Origin of the sequence: Cohnella lubricantis (assembly GCF_014212015.1) — a bacterium.
Lineage (GTDB): Bacteria > Bacillota > Bacilli > Paenibacillales > Paenibacillaceae > Cohnella > Cohnella lubricantis.
Map to the genome: position 1 here is coordinate 42,835 of NZ_JACJVN010000027.1, position 17,839 is coordinate 60,673.

The window sequence follows — 17,839 nt, forward strand, 5'->3', positions numbered from 1 at the left end:
CAGCCGCTGCGCTTGATGGAGCACAGCCGACGGCGAGCTAGGCGTCGGCCGCTACGCGGAAGCCGAGGTTGCCGGTAGAGCTATCGGGAGTATTCTGGCTGCGGGCAGCTACGCGGTACCGGTTGCAGTAAGAGCGATGGCACAGATACGAACCTCCGCGCATCGACCGCGATCCCGTAGGCGTCAGGAACTGCGGATTATCGCGCGGCGTCGTCTGGTGGTAGCTGGGCGAGAACCAGTCCGCGCACCATTCCCAGACGTTGCCCGACATGTTGTACAAGCCATAGCCGTTAGGCTCGTAAGCGTCAACCGGCGCCGTGCCCGCATAACCGTCGCTCACATTATTCTTCATGGGAAATTTGCCTTGCCAGATGTTGCAACGATGGTTGCCGTCCGGCTTCAGCAGGTCGCCCCACGGGTACGTCTTGCCTTCCAGCCCGCCGCGCGCGGCGAATTCCCATTCCGCTTCGGTCGGCAGGCGGACGCCGGCCCATTCGCAGTAATCCGCCGCATCGTGCCATGAGATATGAACGACTGGATGATCAAGCCGATCGTCAACCGTTGAGCCGGGTCCTTCCGGATGACGCCAATCCGCGCCGTCGACCGCGAGCCACCAGGGTGTGCGATCAGGCGCTCCTCTGACCGAGGAGCGGGCAGCTTCCGGGACGAACAGGTGGAAGACGAACGACCAGCCGAACCGTTCGGCTTCCGTCACGTACCCGGTCTCTTCTGCGAAGCGGCCGAATTCCCGATTCGTTACCGTGTACGGAGACAGGTAGAACGGCGCAACTGTCACGATGCGGGAAGGCCCTTCGCCGTCTGCGGCGAAGCCTTCGGCGGAGTCCGTCCCCATGAGGAATGAACCGCCTGGCAACAGGATCATGCCGCCTCTCGCTACGGAGGCATGAGGCTGCTTCGGATCTGGAGAAGGCGCCGTCGCTGGGGATGGGATGCTTCCGCGGGAAGCGGAGCAGCAGGATGAGACAGGAAGGTTGTGCTGCATGGCAGCCTCCTTTAACCTTTGAATCGAAAGAAGCTATTGTCTACCATTATAAACCTTATTGTTAGAAAAAGAATCGGAATAAAGAGATATAAAAAACCGTTATATCTAAATTAGCCGAAGTTTATTCCAAAATGGAATAAAGTCAGCTATCCTAGATTTAATTATCCATAAGGGAGCTCGATTGTCATGAATTCGGCACGTATCCAAGGCGCGAAGAGAGGGATATATGCGGACGGCAAGGATCGGGCAGGCAGTACGACCAGCAATAAGGTCCATTCGCCTCCTACGTTCGCATCCATTATGTGGAGCTTCCTCAAGCTGGCGCCTTCCTCGTTCGGCGGGGGATACGCGATCTTCCCCGCGCTGGAGAAGGAGATGACCGAGAGGCGGCGATGGCTCGGCAGCGGGGAACTGGCAGAGACGTTGTCGCTGGCTGCGGCGGCTCCCGGCGGCGTTGCGGTGAATGCGTCGCTGCTCATCGGCTACCGGTTAAGAGGCTTTGGCGGAGCGGCTGCTGCGGGCATCGGGGCGATCGTGCCGACTATCGCCATCGTGCTCGCGCTGTTCTTCCTCTACCGGCTGATCGGCGATACGCCGAAGCTTCGCGCTGCGATGGAGGGGAGCGCTTGGGGCATCGTCGCGCTGATTCTGTTCACGGCATGGCGAATCGGCCGTGCCGCGATACGCGACAAGTTCACCGCCGGGTTAATGCTGGCGGCGCTTGCCTGCCTGCTAGGCCGCGTGCCGCCGCTGTACCTGATTGCTAGCGGCGTCCTGATCGGCGTTGGCGCCATTTGGATGAAGGGCAGAAGCTACCGCGATTCGGAGTCGGTACAAGAGGAGAATGGCTCCAGCAACGGCGACGGCTCCTGCTATATGTACTACATCTAATCGGCAATTCTCCGGGGAGTGAACGCAGCATGTGGATACTGTTCCTATTCTTCCTTCGGCTCGGCTTCGTATCCTTCGGGGGAGGCTATGCGCTCATACCGATGATCGAGAGAGAAGCTGTCCAGCAAGGCTGGATGACGCAAGACGCCTTCCTGAACGCGGTCACGGTAGCCGGCATGTCGCCAGGTCCGATCGCAGTCAACCTCGGCACCCTCATCGGCTATCGGACGTTCGGTATTGGCGGAGCGGCTGCAGCGGTGGGCGGTCTGGTCTTGCCGTCCATCATCATGTCGGCAGCGATGCTGCTTCTAATCCATCGGCTTCGCAAGCAGAGCTGGATCAGCCGCCTGTTCTATGGCCTTCAGCCAATCGTCACCGCGTTGATCCTGTACGCCGTCTACAGGCTTGGTATCGGCAGCCTCGATCGCGGCTCGTGGGGCGGACATCTCGTGTTCGGTCTTGCCATTATCGGGATCGGCTGGGTGATGCTGGTGCGATACCGTATGCCGCCTGTATATCTCCTTCTCTTCTCTGCCATCGCGGGAGCTGCCGTACTCGGCTAGCGCAGCCGTGCTATTATGCTGTATCTTATAGGGGATCTTCTAAATATTGGTTGGCTTCAACAATAGAAATGATAGGAGCGGAAGACGTGACGAGACCCAACATCTTGCTGATCACAAGCGATCAACAGCATTGGAACACGATCGGAGCGTTTAACGAAGAGATTCAGACGCCGAATTTGGACCGCCTGACAGAGGAAGGGACAACCTTCACTCGCGCTTACTGTCCGAACCCAACCTGTACGCCGACGAGGGCGTCTATCATCACCGGCATGTATCCGAGCCAGCATGGCGCTTGGACGCTGGGGACCAAACTGTTGGAGGACCGCCATACCGTCGGGGAAGAATTCAATCGCAGCGGCTACCGAACGGCCTTGATCGGCAAGGCCCACTTCCAGCCATTGCGCGGCACGGAGGAATATCCTTCGCTGGAAGCTTATCCGGTTCTTCAGGATCTGCCGTTCTGGGAGGATTTCCACGGACCCTTCTATGGATACGACCACGTCGAACTGGCTCGCAATCATACGAACGAAGCGCATGTCGGCCAGCATTACGCGCTCTGGATGGAGGAGAAGGGCTGCCGCAATTGGCGCGATTACTTCCTCCCCCCGACCGGAACAATGGATAGAAGCATTCTGCACAAATGGCCGATTCCCGAAGAGTTCCATTACAACAATTGGATCGCGGAACGGTCCAACGCACTGCTCGAGCAATACAAGGAGGAGGGCGAGCCGTTCTTCCTCTGGTCAAGCTTCTTCGATCCCCATCCGGATTATCTGGTTCCCGAGCCTTGGGATACGATGTATGACCCGGATAAGCTGTCAATTCCGAAGGCGGCCGCCGGCGAACATGACCGGAACCCGCCGCACTTCCGCATGACGCAGGAGGAGAATCCTGACTTCTCGGCCTGGCGGGAGACGGGACAAGGGATTCACGGATACGAGTCCCACGTTCATCATTCGGAGGAAGAGCGCAAGAGATTGGTGGCCACCTATTACGGCATGATCAGCTGCATGGACAAATATATCGGCCGAATTCTCGACAAGCTCGAACAGCTTGGCCTTGCGGACAATACGATCGTCGTCTTCACGACGGATCACGGACACTTCTTCGGCCAGCACGGGCTGCAATACAAAGGCGGCTTCCATTATGAGGATCTGATCAAGCTTCCTTTCATTGTGCGTTACCCCGGCCACGTACCGGCAGGGCGCGTGTCGCCGGCGATCCAATCGCTGGTCGACCTGGCGCCGACGTTCCTGTCGCTGGCGGGCCTTCCCGTTCCGTATGCCATGACCGGCGTCGATCAGAGCGGCGTCTGGCTCGGCGCGCGGCGGCAAGCCCGCAATCACGCGATCTGCGAGTTCCGGCACGAACCGACGACTATCCACCAGAAGACTTATGTCGACGAGCGTTACAAGATAACGGTCTACTACAATCAAACCTACGGCGAGATCTTCGATCTGCAGGAGGATCCCGGGGAGCTTCATAACCTATGGGACGAGCCGCGCTGCGCCGGGTTAAAATCCGAATTGCTGCTCAAATACGCTTGGGCGGAGCTGGGCAAAGAATCGATGCCGATGCCGCGCATCTGGCACGCTTGATCGGACGCTGCCGCAGCCGGGCGATTCCAAGAATTCACTAATGCCATGTCTATATGAATCGTATATCATTTTCGTATAGAAGAGTTTGCAAGCGAGCTTGCTGCTTTTCTTCATAACCTTTTCCCTTGAGGAGCCGGGATACCGCGGCTCCTTTTTTTGTGCTATTTTTACCTGTTGGAATGCTTGTGTTCGTCATCTTCGGTAGTGAAGGCTTGCTCGATATTGTCCGCCATCTCTTCGACGGCTTGACTGACCATGTCGAGCGGCGATACGCTCTCTTGGCCAGGGGGCGTGGGGGATGAGGCTTCGGTGTAGGATTCGACGTCCCCGTCTTTGCGGATCATGCGGCATGCCTCCTCGAATAGGGAATGGATGCCGCTTAGTATGGATCGCGAAGCGCCGGACTATGCCGTAATGCGTCAACAAATAAGGGACACAGCGAGGTTGTCGCTCTGTCCCTTATTATAAGCTGCTTTAAGGCTGCAAGTAGTGCTCGATGAATGCCACGGCGTTGTCGGTATGCTCGGTGTCGGCTCGAATGGCGGCGATATATTCGGTGCTGCCTTCGAGATCCATATCGTCCGCCAGCGGCGTGTCGGACAGATCGATGCCGTAGGCTCGCTCCGCAGGATCGTCAATGGTGGACGTCTTGACGGCGGCATCGGACGAGGCAAGCGCGGCGGAATCGCCGGGCAGCGTCTCGAGCGGAGCGAAGAGGTCCTCATTCACCAGCTTGTCGAAGTTCGCTCTGTCCAAGATGAAGAGATCCGATTTGTCGTCGAGCAGGCTGACGATGCTCTTCTGAATGAAGGCCATGTCTTGTTCGCTTCTGACCTCAGCCGGAACGTAGATCAGGTTCGAGATGATCCGCTGCCACTCCGGGAACTGCTCCAGAGCTTGAGCGCCCATCTGCTCGGTATCGACGCTGAAGGAGCCTTGGTAATAATAATTGCCGTAGAACATGATGCGCAGGTCGGGCGGCGGCAGCTTGGCCAGCCGTTCTTGCTCCGCGCGATGATCCATGTAGCTCTTGACGCCGAACCCGATCGCGATCAGTACAATGATGCCCACGATTATATGAATCTTGTAATAGTGGAAGAAGTGATCCCACTTCTTGGCCTTATCGGCCATTCCCTTATACTTGCCGTAATGCTTCTTCTCGTATTCGGCCTTCGCCTGCTGCTCCTCGTAATCCCGAATGAAGCGGTAGGCCGCGGTGACGGCGTCGATATCCACCAGTTCTTCAGACGCCAGATCGGCTTGCTCGCGCATCTTCTGCGCCCTGGCTCTTCGCGTCAATAGGAAGTAACGCTTCTCCACTTCATCCTTGCTGGCGGTCTCCGGGAGACCAAGCGCGGCGTAAGCTTGCTTCAAATCTTCCATTTGCGTCACCTTCATTCGTTGTCTACAAGCATTCCTAAATAAGTATACGTGATATTAGGAAACGGTTCCACTGTTGAAGTATGGGCGGCGCGTCACTCAAGGTTCTGAGCCTATAGGGGATAAAGAACTTAGAAGCCGTAACACGAATAATCCGACCCATAGCGGCATGACCGTTTTTCTCCTTGTTATCATGGGACCTCCTTCTCCTAGTTGCGCTTCAACTGTACTGGCGGCGGAATTGCACCGGCGTCATGCCGGTCAGCGCGCGGAACGTGCGTACGAAGTGGCTGTCATCCTGGAAGCCGACGGCTTCCGCGACTGTCTTCACCGGCCGGTCGGGCTGCGAGATGAGCAGCTCCTTCGACTTCTGAATGCGGAACTGCAGCAGATACTGATAAGGACTAACCCCCCAGCTCTTGCGGAAAAGCGTGTTCAGATGCTGCGAACTGATCCGCAGCTCAGCCGCCATTCGATCCAACCCCAGATTCGGATCCCCGAATTCCTCCTCGATCAGCAGGTAGATCGGGGTCAGCCGCTCATGTCCCTTGGACAAGGACGGCTCGCCGCTCACCTGCCCGTATTGCTTGAGCAGCGTCAGGAACGTGTACACCTCCAGCGAGCCGTTAATTCCCGCGAAGTCGAAGCTGTAACGGCACTTCTCCGCATAGTGCTCGTGTACGGCGGCAAGAGGCGTGTCCTCCTCCCAACGGATCGGCTTCATATGCTGCAGATCCAGCGAGGCCGTGATCGGATTCCCCAGCGCTCCGTCGAACGTCAGGAACCAGGTGGACCACACGGGCGTATCCGCATGATAGCTGTGCGGAACATCCGGCTTCAGCAGGATGCCTTGGTTAGGGCCGAGCCGCATCGTCGCGCCGTTCGCCGTGAAGCTGCCGCTGCCGCTGACCGTATGCAGCCAGTGGAAGGAGGGAAACCCATCCTCCCGGTTAATCGGGTACTGATGCTCCGACAAGCCGACCGATGTGAGGTGAAGCGGCAGGCGCTTGTCCAGCTCCGTCGTGACGAACTGTCTCCCATAAGAGCTCATTCGCGAATACCCCCTTTCATTTTATTCTACCGAATCCGTTATATCTTCTATTTTAATCCGTAATTTGCCAAATTAAAATAAGGTTGTCAGTTGTATATTCTCATATTCAAACAATGGAGAGTGAGGACATGTCCGTTAAACTCGGCTTTATCGGAACCGGCGGCATCGCGCAAGCTCATCTGGACAATCTGAAGCGAATCGAAGGCGTGGAGGTCGTCTCGTTCTACGATCTGGACCTCTCTCGTTCGCAGGCGGCGGCTTCCGCCTGGGGCGGTGCGCGAGCGTTCGCAGACATGGACGAGATGCTGGACGATACGAAGCTGGACGGCGTCTACGTCTGCGTGCCCCCGATGGCGCATGGAGAGGCGGAGCGCAAGCTGCTGGAGCGCAGCATCCCGTTCCTCGTGGAGAAGCCGCTCGGCATCGATTCGGCATTGCCCGCACAGATCGCCGAACAGGTGAAGGCGAAGCGGCTCATTACGGCCGTCGGCTATCACTGGCGCTACAACGAAGCGGCTGGACTGGCCAAGCAGCTTCTAGCGGACCGCAAGGCCGGCATGGCGCTCGGCTATTGGATGGGCGGCATGCCGATGGTGCCGTGGTGGCGGTCGCAGGCCGGCTCGGGCGGTCAGTTCGTCGAGCAGACGACGCACATCGTCGACCTACTGCGCTACCTGTGCGGCGACGTCAGCGAAGTGTATGCCGCCTATGCGCTGCGGGTCATGGACGAACAGGTGCAAGGGACGGACGTTCCGGATGTCGGCACCGTGACGCTCAAGCTGAAGAACGGCATGGTCGCTACGATCTCGAATACGTGCCTGCTGCCGGTCGGCCATCACGTCGGCCTCGATTTGTACACGGACAAGGGCGTACTGGAGATTCGAGGCGACGGGCTGAGGGAATTGACCGCCGAAGGCAGCCGGTTCCGCAAGTCGAAGACCAATCCGTACTACACGGAGGATGAAGCGTTCGTCTACGCGCTTCGCACCGGCGATACGTCGCGCATCCTGTCCGACTATGCGGACGCGCTGCGCACGCACGAAGTGACGATCGCCGCGAACGAATCCGCGAGCAGCGGCAAACCGATCATTTTCGAATAAACCAATTGCCTATCGAGAGGAGCGCGAACGTCCGATGAAGTGGTCATTGTGCATTGGGGCTTACCCCGGCAAAGACGAGATCTACCATCTGGAGCGCATCAAGGAGCACGGCTTCGACGGCTTGGAATATTACGCTTGGTGGAACTTGACCGATCTGAAGAAGACGGCGAAGGAGCAAGAGCGGATCGGCGTCGGCATTAGCGCCACCTGCACGAAGTTCATCAGCCTCGTGGACGAATCGCTGCGGGATGCCTACCTGGAGGGCGTTCGCCAGACGATCGAAGCGTGCCGGATTCTGAACGTCAAGTCGGTCATCTCCCAGACGGGCAACGTATTGGACGGCATCCCGCGGGAGACGCAGCGGCAGACGATGGTCGAGACGCTGAAGCGCTGCGCTCCGCTGTTCGAGGAAGCCGGTATCGTGCTGGAGGTGGAACCGCTGAACGGGCTTGTCGATCATCCCGGCCACTTCCTGCAGCGTTCGGATGAATCCGTCGGCGTCATCGATCAAGTCGACAGCCCGAACGTGAAGCTCGTGTTCGACGTCTATCATCAACAGATTACGGAGGGCAATGTCATCCGGGGGGCGGCCGGCTATATCGAGCGGATCAACCACTACCACATCGCCGACAATCCGGGACGCAAGCAGCCGGGAACGGGCGAGCTGAACTACGTCAACATCCTGCGGGCGATCCGGAACACCGGATTTGACGGCTTCGTCGGCCTCGAATGCGGCTATACGATCGATACGGACGAAGCGATCGAGCAATTCAAGCGGGACATCCTGGCGCCCGCGATGAACGGATAGACTGGCAGAATTAGCGTGCGCGGGCTTATCTTGGCCATTCTCATGGGCGAGGTTAGGCCTGTTTTTTTTATCTCCAATAGGAAGCGGCAGAGCAGTATAATGGACCCATCAACTTAATCCGGAATAGGAGGGGCAGCAATGGTGAAAAGGTATCGGGTAGCCGTTGCCGGCTGCGGCGGCATGGCGAGAACTTGGGTGGAATATGCATGGAAGAGGGAGGATACCGAGATTGTCGCGCTTGTCGACATCCATCTGGAGGCTGCTCGTTCGATGGCGGACCGTTACGGGCTGACGTGCGGGACGTATGCCGATCTGGCTGAAGCGATCGAAGCGTCAGGGGCCAATCTCGTCTTCGATGTGACGATTCCCTCAACGCACCACAGAATCGCGCAGACCGCGCTCGAAGCGGGCTGTCACGTATTCGGCGAGAAGCCGATGGCGGCGACGATGGAGGAGGCGCGGGACTTAATCCGCATCGCGGAGCAGTCGGGCAAGTCGCACGCAGTCATGCAGAACCGTCGGTATAACGCGAGCATCCGGGCGCTTCGCGCGCTGATCGGCGCAGGGACGATTGGGCGAGTTGGGTACATAGGAGCGGACTTCTTCTTAGGTCCGCACTTCGGCGGCTTCCGCGACGCGATGGACAGTCCGCTCATTCTCGATATGGCCATTCATACCTTCGATCAGGCGAGGTTTATCACCGGCGCCGACCCTGTATCGGTATACTGCCATGAATTCAATGTTCCCGGTTCGTGGTACGCGGGCAATGCGTCGGCCATTTGTATTTTCGAGATGTCAGACGGTTCCGTCTTCTGCTACCGCGGTTCTTGGTCCGCGGAAGGAGCGCCGACGTCATGGGAGTCTTCTTGGCGCATTACGGGCGAGCGCGGGACAGCGATCTGGGACGGCGATCAGGCGCCCTATGCGGAGGTCGCCGAGGAAGGGCAAGACGGCAAGTTCCTTCGCGACAGCGTGAAGGTTGAAGCGCCGCTCGAATGGACGGGCCGCGATGGACATGCCGGATGCTTGGACGAGATGTTCGCTTCCCTGGCGGAAGGACGGCGCGCCGAGACGGACGGCCGGGACAATATTCACAGCATGGCGATGGTGCTCGGGGCGATTGAGAGTGCGAGGACGGGACGAAAGGTATGGATCGGCGGGTCGCAAAATTTAATTGAATCGATATAGCGAAAAATAGCGTATATGGAAGAAAGGATGTGATTCGGTTCGTCCATCCAAAGAACTACGGTTCTGTGATACAATGGGAAAAAGGCGGTGAGTTCCATGGAACCATGGGCAATATGGCTGGTCATCGGTTTTGTGCTGTTGATCGCCGAGATGTTGACGCTGTCCTTCTTCCTGCTGTGGCTCGGTCTTGGAGCTGTTGCCGGAGCGTTGGCCGCTTGGGTGGCGCCGGACTCGTTCTTCGTGCAAGCGCTTGCGTTCATCGTCGTCGCGGGCGTACTGACCGCGTTCACGAAGCCGCTGAGCCGGAGACTGCGCTCTTCCAAGGCGAAGGACTTCAAGGATGCAATTGAAGATCTCGTCGGCAAGCAGGGCGTCGTCACGGTCGCCATCGAGCCGGGCAAGCCGGGCATCGTGAAGGTCGGCAGCGAGACGTGGACCGCATATGCCGAGGAAGAGCTGGCGGAAGGCAAGACCGTAACGATCGTTAGCAGAGGAACGACGCAAGTAGAAGTACGACCATCGGGAGGGGATCGGTAGTGGGATACGCTATTATATTTATTATTTTACTGGTTGTCGTCGTTTTTATCGGATTCGCAATCAAGATCGTTCCGCAGCAGAAGATCGGCGTCGTCGAGCGGCTCGGCAAGTACAACCGCTTGCTCACGCCGGGCGTTAACATTCTCGTCCCGTTCATCGATTACGTGAGGGTGACGCACGACCTGCGGATTCAGCAGGCGCATGTGCCGCCGCAGACGGTCATTACGAAGGACAACGTGCAGGTTCAGATCGATACGATTATTTTCTACCAAGTGGTTGCGCCTGAGCAGGCGACCTACGGCATCTCCGACTATGTCTCCGGCGTGCGGAACATCACGACGGCGACGATGCGGCAGATCATCGGCAAGATGGAGCTCGACGAGACGCTGTCCGGACGGGAGAAGATCTCTGTCGACATCCGCCTCGCGCTCGACGAGGCGACGGAGAAGTGGGGCGTGCGGATCGAACGCGTCGAGGTCATCGACATTAAGCCGCCGTCCGATATCCAGGATGCGATGGATAAGCAGATGAAGGCGGAGCGGAGCAAGCGCGCCATCGTGCTCGAGGCGGAAGCCGCGAAGCAGGATATGATCCTGCGCGCCGAAGGCGACAAGCAGAGCAAGATTCTGAAGGCCGAAGGCGACAAGGAAGCGCGCATCCGCGAGGCGGAAGGCCTGCGGCAAGCGCAGGAGCTGGAGGCGCTTGGCCAAGCGAAGGCGATCGAGGCGGTCGCGCTGGCGGAGAAGTCGCGCGTCGAGCTGCTGAAGCAGGCCGGACTGGACGAGAACGTGCTCGCGTACAAGTCGTTCGAAGCGTTGGCCGAAGTTGCGAAGGGGCCGGCGAACAAGGTGTTCCTGCCGTCCAGTGCGGTCGAAGCGCTGGGCAGCGTAGGCGCCATTGCCGACGTGTTCAAGAGCAGCGGCAAGAAGTAAGGCAAGCGCAAGCGAAGCAGAACGAAGCGGTGCCCGGGGGCGATCCCGGCACCGCTTTTTGCGCGGCGTTGCGCGCTTGCAGGCAGAATGAGGGCGTGAATACGTTACTTCGCGCTTACAGACGGAATGCGGGCGTGAATACGGTGCTTCGCGCTTACAGACGGAGTGCGGGCATGAATGCTGGGCTGTGCGTCTGAGCGTTTGCAGGCGGATTGTGCTGGTGGCGGTGAGCGCTGAGCAGGGGATCTCCGCTTAGGACGGATAATCCCCTTCGGCGCCCGCTAAGTCGTTCGCGGCGTCAGGTCCGTCCAGCTGCCGCCGCCGTTAGTCGTACCGAGGAGCAGCGTCGAAGTTGGATTGTCTGGGTTCAAGGAGATAACGAAGCCGCGCCGGGCGGTGATGAAGTCGGCGTCTTCTACGCTGACTAGACGCGGATCCTTCACTTGGGTGAAGGCTGCTCCTCCGTTCACGGTGCGCAGAAGGCCGCCGTCGACAGGGCCGGCGCCGACCCTGAGCGGAACGTAACCGGTTCGCGGGGTTACAAATTCGAGCTTGACCGGATAGGGCCGAGCTCCGGGGATCTTCGTATTCCTCAGCTTCCAGCCGATTCCGCCGTTCGCGGTGGAGTAGAGGAGAGATCCATGTGTATTCGGGTTGACGAGCAGCAGGTATCCGTTGCGCTTGTCCACGAACTGAATGTCGGCCGGATACCAGGCGCCTCCGTGCCGGGGGGCGTGAGCAAGCTTCTTCCAGCTCTTGCCGCCGTCCGTCGTTTTCCAGACTGCGGTCTTGCAATCGGCGTTCGGCGAGGAAGGAACTAGCCCCTTCTCCGGACACTCTGTTCCCATTCTCCCTGCAGCGAAGCCAACCGACTCGTCGACGAATGAGATCTGATATGGCGATGCTTCTGAGCTCGGGATCGAAGCTTCCAGCCAATTGCTCCCGCCGTCGGTCGTCTTCCAAACGGAAGGGCCAGCACGAACATAGGCTGTCGCCGCGTTCACCGCTTCCACTTCATTATCAGAGCCGGCTTTGGGGTCGTCCTTCGCCCATTGCGATTGCCACGTCGCGCCGCCGTCGCGAGTGTTCAGAATGGCAAGCTTGCCGCAGACGGACGTACCGGAGACGAATTGGCAGTCTGACGGTCCGACAGCCCAGCCGTGCTGCCTGTCTGCCATGCCGAAGGCGGCGTCTTGTACGCCGTTCCCCAGCGCAGCGGCGTGCCAAGCGCGACCTCCGTTCGTCGTTCGCCAGACGAGGGCCGATGGGCTGTCCCCGAGCGCTCCGGATGTCCAGCCATGCTCGGCGTCGGCGAACTGCACTTGGCTGAGCCTCAGCGCGGCAGTTCCCGAATTGCCTGAAGGAGCGGGAGGCGCGCTTGGGCTGGGGGCGGGAACCGTTTGAGAAGGCACGGCAGCGGCAATTAAGCAGGCAGCCGAGCCGAACAGCAGCAGCGTCGCCAGAACGCGACGGACGCAAGTTCTCATGCTTTTTCTCTCCTTGTTATGTATGGGCATGGTGTCCCAGTTGTTGGAATTAGTTTTCCCGATTCGCGCCAATATCAGACCCGATCGGAATAAGGCGAGGGACTTCGCTTGGGTCTGTGGCAGGACGAGGATTCGAATGAGGCGGGACATGCGAATTTGTACGGCGGTCGGCAAAAAGGGGTTGACTCCTCTAACATAAAATGGTATCTTATCCGTACAAATGACAACGAACTTGCGGAAGCACCGCAATTTCCGACGTTAAGTCGGGGATTGCGGTGCTTTTTTTGTGTCCGAACCGGAGTAGAGGGGGAATACGCGAATGGTGAAGCGCATTGTGCTGGCGGTGCCGGAGCCTCAATATGCGGCGAAGCTGGCCAGGTATTTGAAGGAGACGCGGGCGGATTGGGAGGTCGCCGCGTTCACGCAGGAGCTGGCGCTGCAGCGGCACCTTCGGGAAGCGAGAGATGCCGCGGCGCTGCTCGTTCATTCGTCGCTGCTGCCGCAAGCGCGCGGATGTGCGGAGGAGGCGGGCTTGCTAAGCAAGCTCATTGTTCTAACGGAGCGTGCCGGCGACGGAGACGGGCTGCCAGAGTTAGCGCAATTCCAGCCGCTGTCCTCATTGACCGCAGAGCTGGCGGAGCGGATCGGGCCGGCCAGAGGGGGCGGATGGACAGCTTCGGCCGGTACGCAGATCTGGACCGTTTTCTCAGCGTCTGGGGGAGCAGGGAAGACGACTGCGGCGCTTAACATCGTGAAGCAAGCAGGCGAACGAGGGTGCCGGGCGTTCTACTTGAACTTGGAGCCGCTCAATGCAACCGATCTGTTGTTCGGGAGCGGAGAGCCGGATTCGTTGTCCCGTCTCCTCTACTCGCTGCAGAGCCGGCCGGAACAGTCCGATCAGGAGTGGGAACGGTTGAGACGGCGACAGCAGGTCTTGCAGGCTGATTATTTGGACGCGCCTGAGCTTCCGTCCGAGCGGCTGGCGATGACGGCGGAACGGCTTAAGTCGCTGCTGAATCTCATTGCTGCTTCCGGTGCGTATGACCTGATCGTGGTCGATCCGGATTCCGGCTGCGAGGAATGGCACCGGGAGCTGCTTCTTGCGAGCAATCGCGTCGTATGGCTGGCGCCGGACGATGCGCTTGCGCTTCGCAAGGCGGACAAGCTTGTCCGCTATTGGCAGGATCGGCTGCCGGCCGATTCAGGACAAGTCGCCTTTGTCTTGAACAAGACGGGCGGCGGGAACGGCTGCCGCTGGACGCTTCCGGGAACGGAGCCGGCAGCGAGGCTTCCGTATATTCCGCAATGGAAGACGCTTGATCAGCCGGGGAGACTGCTGCAAGCGCCTGCTTACAGCGGAGCCGTAGACCTGCTGCTCGATCTGTTCGGATTGGCGATGGAACCGGCGTCAGCGGAACGGAGAGGTGGTTCACATGGAAGGAGCAGGCTTGTCGCCCAGCGAACTGGCTGAGCTTCGCGAGGCGGTGAAGTCCCGGCTGTCCTGGGACGCTTCCATAACGGACGAAGAGCTGCGCCGGCTGGTCGAAGCGGAGCTGTTCCGTACCGACCGCGTGCGGCGAATGACGGCGGCGGAGCGGGCAGCCGCCGTCAGCAGGCTGTTCCATTCGTTCCGCGGGCTGGATGCCTTGCAGCCGCTGCTCGACGATCCGGCCGTGACGGAGATTATGATCAACGGGCATCGAGATATTTTCGTAGAGAAGGATGGGGAATTGATGGCTGTCGATCTCGGCTTCGAGAGCCGGGAGCGGCTGGAGGATCTGATCCAGTCCATCGTCGGCCGGGTGAATCGGATCGTTAACGAAGCTTCGCCGATCGTTGATGCCCGGCTGCCAGACGGCTCGCGCGTCCATGTCGTGCTGCCGCCGGTCGCGCTGAAGGGACCGACTGTGACGATACGCCGGTTCCCTCGCCAGCCGCTCGACATGAACGCGTTGATCGCCAGAAGATCGATCACGGCGGAAGCGGCTGAGTTCCTTCGGCTGCTGGTCAAGGCCAAGTACAACCTGTTCATTAGCGGAGGCACGGGCTCCGGCAAGACGACTTTCCTAAACGCGCTGTCCCAATGGATTCCGGAGGGCGAACGGGTCATCACCATCGAGGACGCGGCGGAGCTGCAGTTGGACGGCGTCTCGAACCTGGTGTCGCTCGAGACCCGCAATGCGAATACCGAAGGCAAGGGCCGGATCGGCATGAGGGACTTGATACGCGCGTCGCTTCGGATGCGTCCCAATCGAATTATTGTCGGCGAGGTGCGCGGCGAAGAAGCGCTCGACATGCTTCAGGCGATGAACACGGGACATGAAGGAAGCTTATCGACCGGCCATTCTAACGGTGCGCGGGATATGATCTCGCGTCTGGAGACGATGGTGCTGAGCGGTGCGGATCTGCCCGTCCCGGTCGTACGCCAACAGATGGCGGCTGCGCTGGATGTTATTGTGCACTTAAGCCGCTTCCGGGATCGGACGCGCAGGGTCGAGGAGATCTGCGAAGTGGCCGGATACCGGAATGGGGAGGTGGAGCTGCGAACGCTGTTCCGGTTCGAGGAGCAGGGGGAGCAGGATGGCGTCGTCCTGGGCGGTCTTGTCCGGACAGCCGAATTGTCCGATACATCCAAGCTTCGATTCGCCGGATTGCTTAAGGAGTCGGCTAGGTGATCTGATCATCTGAAATCTGAAGGATGGCGGAACGTCAAACAGGGCGATACAAGCTGTACAAGCTGTACAAGAGGAGGAATCGCGGTGGTCGATTACCGGACTTATCGCTTGAGCCGGAAGCAGCGGATCGGCGCGATAGCGGCCGGCGGATTGCTAGCTTATTGCGCGATATGGACGCTGTACGACCAAGCCGTCGTCGCGCTGCTGGCGATTCCCGCAGGATGGTTCGCCCCGAAGCTGCTCGGCGGGCACTTGCGGCGGCAGCGCCAGGAACGGCTGCGGAGATCATTCAAGGATATGCTTCAGGCGCTCTCCTCCCTGCTGTCTGCGGGCCGGTCGGTGGAGAACGCGTTCGCCGCGCTGGAAGACGATCTAGCGCTGCTGATCGGAGATCCGCAAGCAGATATTCTGCGCGAGATACGAGCGATCGCGAACCGATGCCGCAATGGCGAGCCGCTGGAAGCGCCGCTCGCCGACTTCGCGGAGCGAAGCGGCCTTGAAGAAGTTCGCAGCTTCGCAGAGGTGTTCATCATCTGCAAGCGGGCGGGAGGCGATCTCGTCGAAGTCGTCCGCCGGACGGCGGGATTGATCGGTGAGAAGATGGAGGTTGAGCAGGAGCTCGGTGTGCTAATGGCGCAGAAGCGCATGGAATCCAAGCTGATGATGGGCATGCCTTTCGCCTTCGTTGGGCTGATCGGGTGGTTCGCGGGCGACTACATGGCGGGATTGCATCAGGGCATGGGCTGGGTTCTGCTTACCGTATGCCTGCTGGCACTAGCGGGCTGCTGTTGGTGGATCCAGCGCATCGTGGATATTCGCATATGACTAGGCTCCTTCTATCGGCGATATGGGGAATGACGTTGGCCGGTTATGTTGGGCTGGTCTTGCTCGCATGGAAGCAGGCTCTCCGGAAGGGAGGAGCGGTCAAGGGCAAGTTCCACGTTCTGCGCGAGCCGGTTCGGTATCTGATCGAACGGCCTGGCGTTTATCGGGCGGCGCTGCCTTGGTTGGAGAAGCCGAAGGCCGTCTTGGCCGCGCTGAATGGCGGCATCTGCACCAAAGATATGCTGTTAGGATGGTTCTCGGAAGCGCTAGGCTTGTCCGCTGCGACATGGCTGGCAGCCGGTTGGCTCGGCATTGCAGCGAATAACGGAGCGCTTGCATTGCTCGGGGCCTTCGTGGCCGCGCTGCTGCCGCTTCTTAGGCAGAAGGAGCTTCGCAAGCGGCTGGAGCTCCGGCGTCAGACAATTGTGCTGGAGCTGCCCGAGCTGCTGAATCGGCTGCTGCTTATGGTGAACGCCGGAGAGAATGTGCTGCGGGCATTGGAGCGATGTCTGCAGAGGGAGCAGCAGGCGGGGAAAGGCCATCCGCTGTACGCAGAGCTCGGGTTTGCACTGGCTGCGGTTAAGCGAGGGGAATCGTTTGGAGCGGCGTTGGAGGAATTCGGCCGGCGCTGCTCGGTTCCCGAAGCGAAGCTGTTCGCGACAACGCTGCTGATTAACTCGCGGCGCGGGGGCGAGACGTTCGTCTCGGCGCTGCGAGAGCTGTCGCGCACGCTGTGGGAGCAACGGAAGGCGGCGGCAAGAACGCTGGGCGAACAAGCTTCCTCGAGGATGGCTTTTCCGCTGGCCGTCATTTTTCTCATCATTATGGTGCTTGTAGGAGCCCCATCCATGCTGATGATGTCTCATTAAGATTCATTCCTAAGGAGGATTACTTATGGCAACTATCAAGCGGCTTCAACGGTGGAGTTCGAGATCTATGACGGGTCTCTGGAAGAGCCGGGAAGGGCTCGGGACACTGGAGATCGTGCTGATCGCTGCGGTTATTATAGCGATCGCCATATTGTTTAAGGATTGGATCATTGAATTTCTCCAGAGCTTATTCGGACAAGTCGAGAGCAAATCCGAAGATGTATTCTCTTAAGCGGATTGCCGCGGCCGCTCGCCGACTGCAACGGGATTCGGCGGGATCGGCGACACTGGATGCCTCGCTCACATTCCCTATTATTCTGTTAATGACATTTCTACTGCTGTTCTTTGCGATTTATATGGCTCAAGGCGCGATCCGGTACTACAGCGCATCGATAGCGGGAGAGAGAGCGGCCTTCAGTTGGAATAACTCGGCGAAGGACCTGCGTACAGGCGCTTATCCGGAAGGCAGCTTCGACGGTCTGTATTGGCGGCTACTGGATGACGGCATGCTCGCCGGATTGTTCGGGATGAGCTCGAGTGAAGAAGAAGGCGTCGGCGTTGGCTTCGGCGATTCCGGCGCCGGAGCGGAAGAGACGGAGGGCGACTCACTTACGAGAACGAAGCTGCAAGCTGCGGCCGATATGCTGAGCTCTTCGTTGGATGGACGGATGAATTATACGAATAAGCTACTGGAACGCCGAATCGAGATGGAAGCTTACAGTTCCATGGCGCCGGAGCCGCTTCGAAGCTTCCTGCGGGATTCGCAGCCGTCGGCCCAGCCGTCCGCCGTCGTCGTCGAGCCGACGGAATTCATTCGATCCTTCGACCTTGTACGGTATTACACGGCCAAGATGAAGGGAGCCAAGGAAGGCGAAGCATCACTCATCTCGAAAGCCAAATCCGTGCTGCTTAAGCGGCAGCAGGCGGGCTAA

Annotated in this window: 19 protein-coding genes; 14 read left to right on the forward strand and 5 right to left on the reverse strand. The window is 59.2% G+C overall.

Going from position 1 to position 17,839, the window contains the following annotated elements:
- Positions 1 to 37 precede the first annotated feature (37 nt).
- A complete protein-coding gene (locus H4Q31_RS07095) occupies positions 38 to 1,003 on the reverse strand; it encodes a formylglycine-generating enzyme family protein (RefSeq protein ID WP_185178376.1) in 966 nt (321 codons plus the stop codon).
- A gap of 186 nt (positions 1,004 to 1,189) precedes the next feature.
- On the opposite strand from H4Q31_RS07095, the gene H4Q31_RS07100 reads away from it, so the two are divergent.
- The 3 genes from H4Q31_RS07100 to H4Q31_RS07110 all read left to right on the forward strand — a co-directional run bounded on the left by H4Q31_RS07100 (position 1,190) and on the right by H4Q31_RS07110 (position 4,055).
- Complete coding sequence (locus H4Q31_RS07100) at positions 1,190 to 1,894, forward strand: chromate transporter (RefSeq protein WP_185178377.1); 705 nt, start codon at positions 1,190 to 1,192, stop codon at positions 1,892 to 1,894.
- 29 nt (positions 1,895 to 1,923) lie between these two features.
- Positions 1,924 to 2,457, forward strand: coding sequence for a chromate transporter (locus H4Q31_RS07105; protein WP_185178378.1), 534 nt, complete (start codon positions 1,924 to 1,926; stop codon positions 2,455 to 2,457).
- 68 nt (positions 2,458 to 2,525) lie between these two features.
- Positions 2,526 to 4,055: a sulfatase family protein gene (locus tag H4Q31_RS07110; RefSeq protein ID WP_185178379.1), complete on the forward strand. Its 1,530-nt coding sequence runs from the start codon at positions 2,526 to 2,528 to the stop codon at positions 4,053 to 4,055.
- A gap of 167 nt (positions 4,056 to 4,222) precedes the next feature.
- Here H4Q31_RS07110 and H4Q31_RS07115 read toward each other — a convergent pair whose 3' ends face one another.
- The 3 genes from H4Q31_RS07115 to H4Q31_RS07125 all read right to left on the reverse strand — a co-directional run bounded on the left by H4Q31_RS07115 (position 4,223) and on the right by H4Q31_RS07125 (position 6,486).
- On the reverse strand, positions 4,223 to 4,399 hold the full coding sequence (locus tag H4Q31_RS07115; RefSeq protein ID WP_185178380.1) for a hypothetical protein: 177 nt from the start codon (positions 4,397 to 4,399) through the stop codon (positions 4,223 to 4,225).
- A 130-nt stretch (positions 4,400 to 4,529) separates the two neighbouring features.
- Positions 4,530 to 5,438, reverse strand: a complete 909-nt coding sequence (locus H4Q31_RS07120) for a hypothetical protein (protein WP_185178381.1) — start codon at positions 5,436 to 5,438, stop codon at positions 4,530 to 4,532.
- 217 nt (positions 5,439 to 5,655) lie between these two features.
- Positions 5,656 to 6,486, reverse strand: coding sequence for an AraC family transcriptional regulator (locus H4Q31_RS07125; RefSeq protein WP_185178382.1), 831 nt, complete (start codon positions 6,484 to 6,486; stop codon positions 5,656 to 5,658).
- 128 nt (positions 6,487 to 6,614) lie between these two features.
- Between H4Q31_RS07125 and H4Q31_RS07130 the strand changes: the two genes are divergently transcribed.
- The 5 genes from H4Q31_RS07130 (at position 6,615) to H4Q31_RS07150 (ending at position 11,051) form a co-directional block, all read left to right on the forward strand.
- Complete coding sequence (locus H4Q31_RS07130; RefSeq protein ID WP_185178383.1) at positions 6,615 to 7,586, forward strand: Gfo/Idh/MocA family protein; 972 nt, start codon at positions 6,615 to 6,617, stop codon at positions 7,584 to 7,586.
- Between the two features lie 34 nt (positions 7,587 to 7,620).
- The gene (locus tag H4Q31_RS07135) at positions 7,621 to 8,394 is read left to right on the forward strand and encodes a TIM barrel protein (RefSeq protein ID WP_185178384.1); all 774 of its coding nucleotides are present in this window, start codon (positions 7,621 to 7,623) and stop codon (positions 8,392 to 8,394) included.
- 138 nt (positions 8,395 to 8,532) lie between these two features.
- The gene (locus H4Q31_RS07140) at positions 8,533 to 9,582 is read left to right on the forward strand and encodes a Gfo/Idh/MocA family protein (RefSeq protein ID WP_185178385.1); all 1,050 of its coding nucleotides are present in this window, start codon (positions 8,533 to 8,535) and stop codon (positions 9,580 to 9,582) included.
- A gap of 96 nt (positions 9,583 to 9,678) precedes the next feature.
- The gene (locus tag H4Q31_RS07145) at positions 9,679 to 10,119 is read left to right on the forward strand and encodes an NfeD family protein (protein WP_185178386.1); all 441 of its coding nucleotides are present in this window, start codon (positions 9,679 to 9,681) and stop codon (positions 10,117 to 10,119) included.
- Positions 10,119 to 11,051 carry an SPFH domain-containing protein gene (locus tag H4Q31_RS07150; protein ID WP_185178387.1) on the forward strand — a complete coding sequence of 311 codons (933 nt, stop codon included), beginning with the start codon at positions 10,119 to 10,121 and terminating at the stop codon, positions 11,049 to 11,051. Before H4Q31_RS07145 ends, H4Q31_RS07150 begins: the two co-directional genes overlap by 1 nt.
- A 281-nt stretch (positions 11,052 to 11,332) precedes the next feature.
- Here the strand turns inward: H4Q31_RS07150 and H4Q31_RS07155 are convergent, their stop codons facing one another.
- Entirely contained in the window at positions 11,333 to 12,538 is a 1,206-nt protein-coding gene (locus tag H4Q31_RS07155) for a WD40/YVTN/BNR-like repeat-containing protein (RefSeq protein ID WP_185178388.1), read from the reverse strand.
- A 319-nt stretch (positions 12,539 to 12,857) separates the two neighbouring features.
- Between H4Q31_RS07155 and H4Q31_RS07160 the strand changes: the two genes are divergently transcribed.
- The 6 genes from H4Q31_RS07160 (at position 12,858) to H4Q31_RS07185 (ending at position 17,839) form a co-directional block, all read left to right on the forward strand.
- Entirely contained in the window at positions 12,858 to 14,009 is a 1,152-nt protein-coding gene (locus tag H4Q31_RS07160) for a P-loop NTPase family protein (protein ID WP_185178389.1), read from the forward strand.
- A complete protein-coding gene (locus tag H4Q31_RS07165) occupies positions 13,972 to 15,213 on the forward strand; it encodes a TadA family conjugal transfer-associated ATPase (RefSeq protein WP_185178390.1) in 1,242 nt (413 codons plus the stop codon). The genes H4Q31_RS07160 and H4Q31_RS07165 overlap by 38 nt, the downstream gene beginning before the upstream one ends.
- Before the next feature lie 84 nt (positions 15,214 to 15,297).
- The gene (locus H4Q31_RS07170; protein ID WP_185178391.1) at positions 15,298 to 16,038 is read left to right on the forward strand and encodes a type II secretion system F family protein; all 741 of its coding nucleotides are present in this window, start codon (positions 15,298 to 15,300) and stop codon (positions 16,036 to 16,038) included.
- Between the two features lie 35 nt (positions 16,039 to 16,073).
- Complete coding sequence (locus H4Q31_RS07175; protein WP_185178392.1) at positions 16,074 to 16,907, forward strand: type II secretion system F family protein; 834 nt, start codon at positions 16,074 to 16,076, stop codon at positions 16,905 to 16,907.
- A gap of 25 nt (positions 16,908 to 16,932) precedes the next feature.
- Positions 16,933 to 17,139 carry a Flp1 family type IVb pilin gene (locus H4Q31_RS07180; RefSeq protein WP_185178393.1) on the forward strand — a complete coding sequence of 69 codons (207 nt, stop codon included), beginning with the start codon at positions 16,933 to 16,935 and terminating at the stop codon, positions 17,137 to 17,139.
- On the forward strand, positions 17,126 to 17,839 hold the full coding sequence (locus H4Q31_RS07185) for a pilus assembly protein (protein ID WP_185178394.1): 714 nt from the start codon (positions 17,126 to 17,128) through the stop codon (positions 17,837 to 17,839). Before H4Q31_RS07180 ends, H4Q31_RS07185 begins: the two co-directional genes overlap by 14 nt.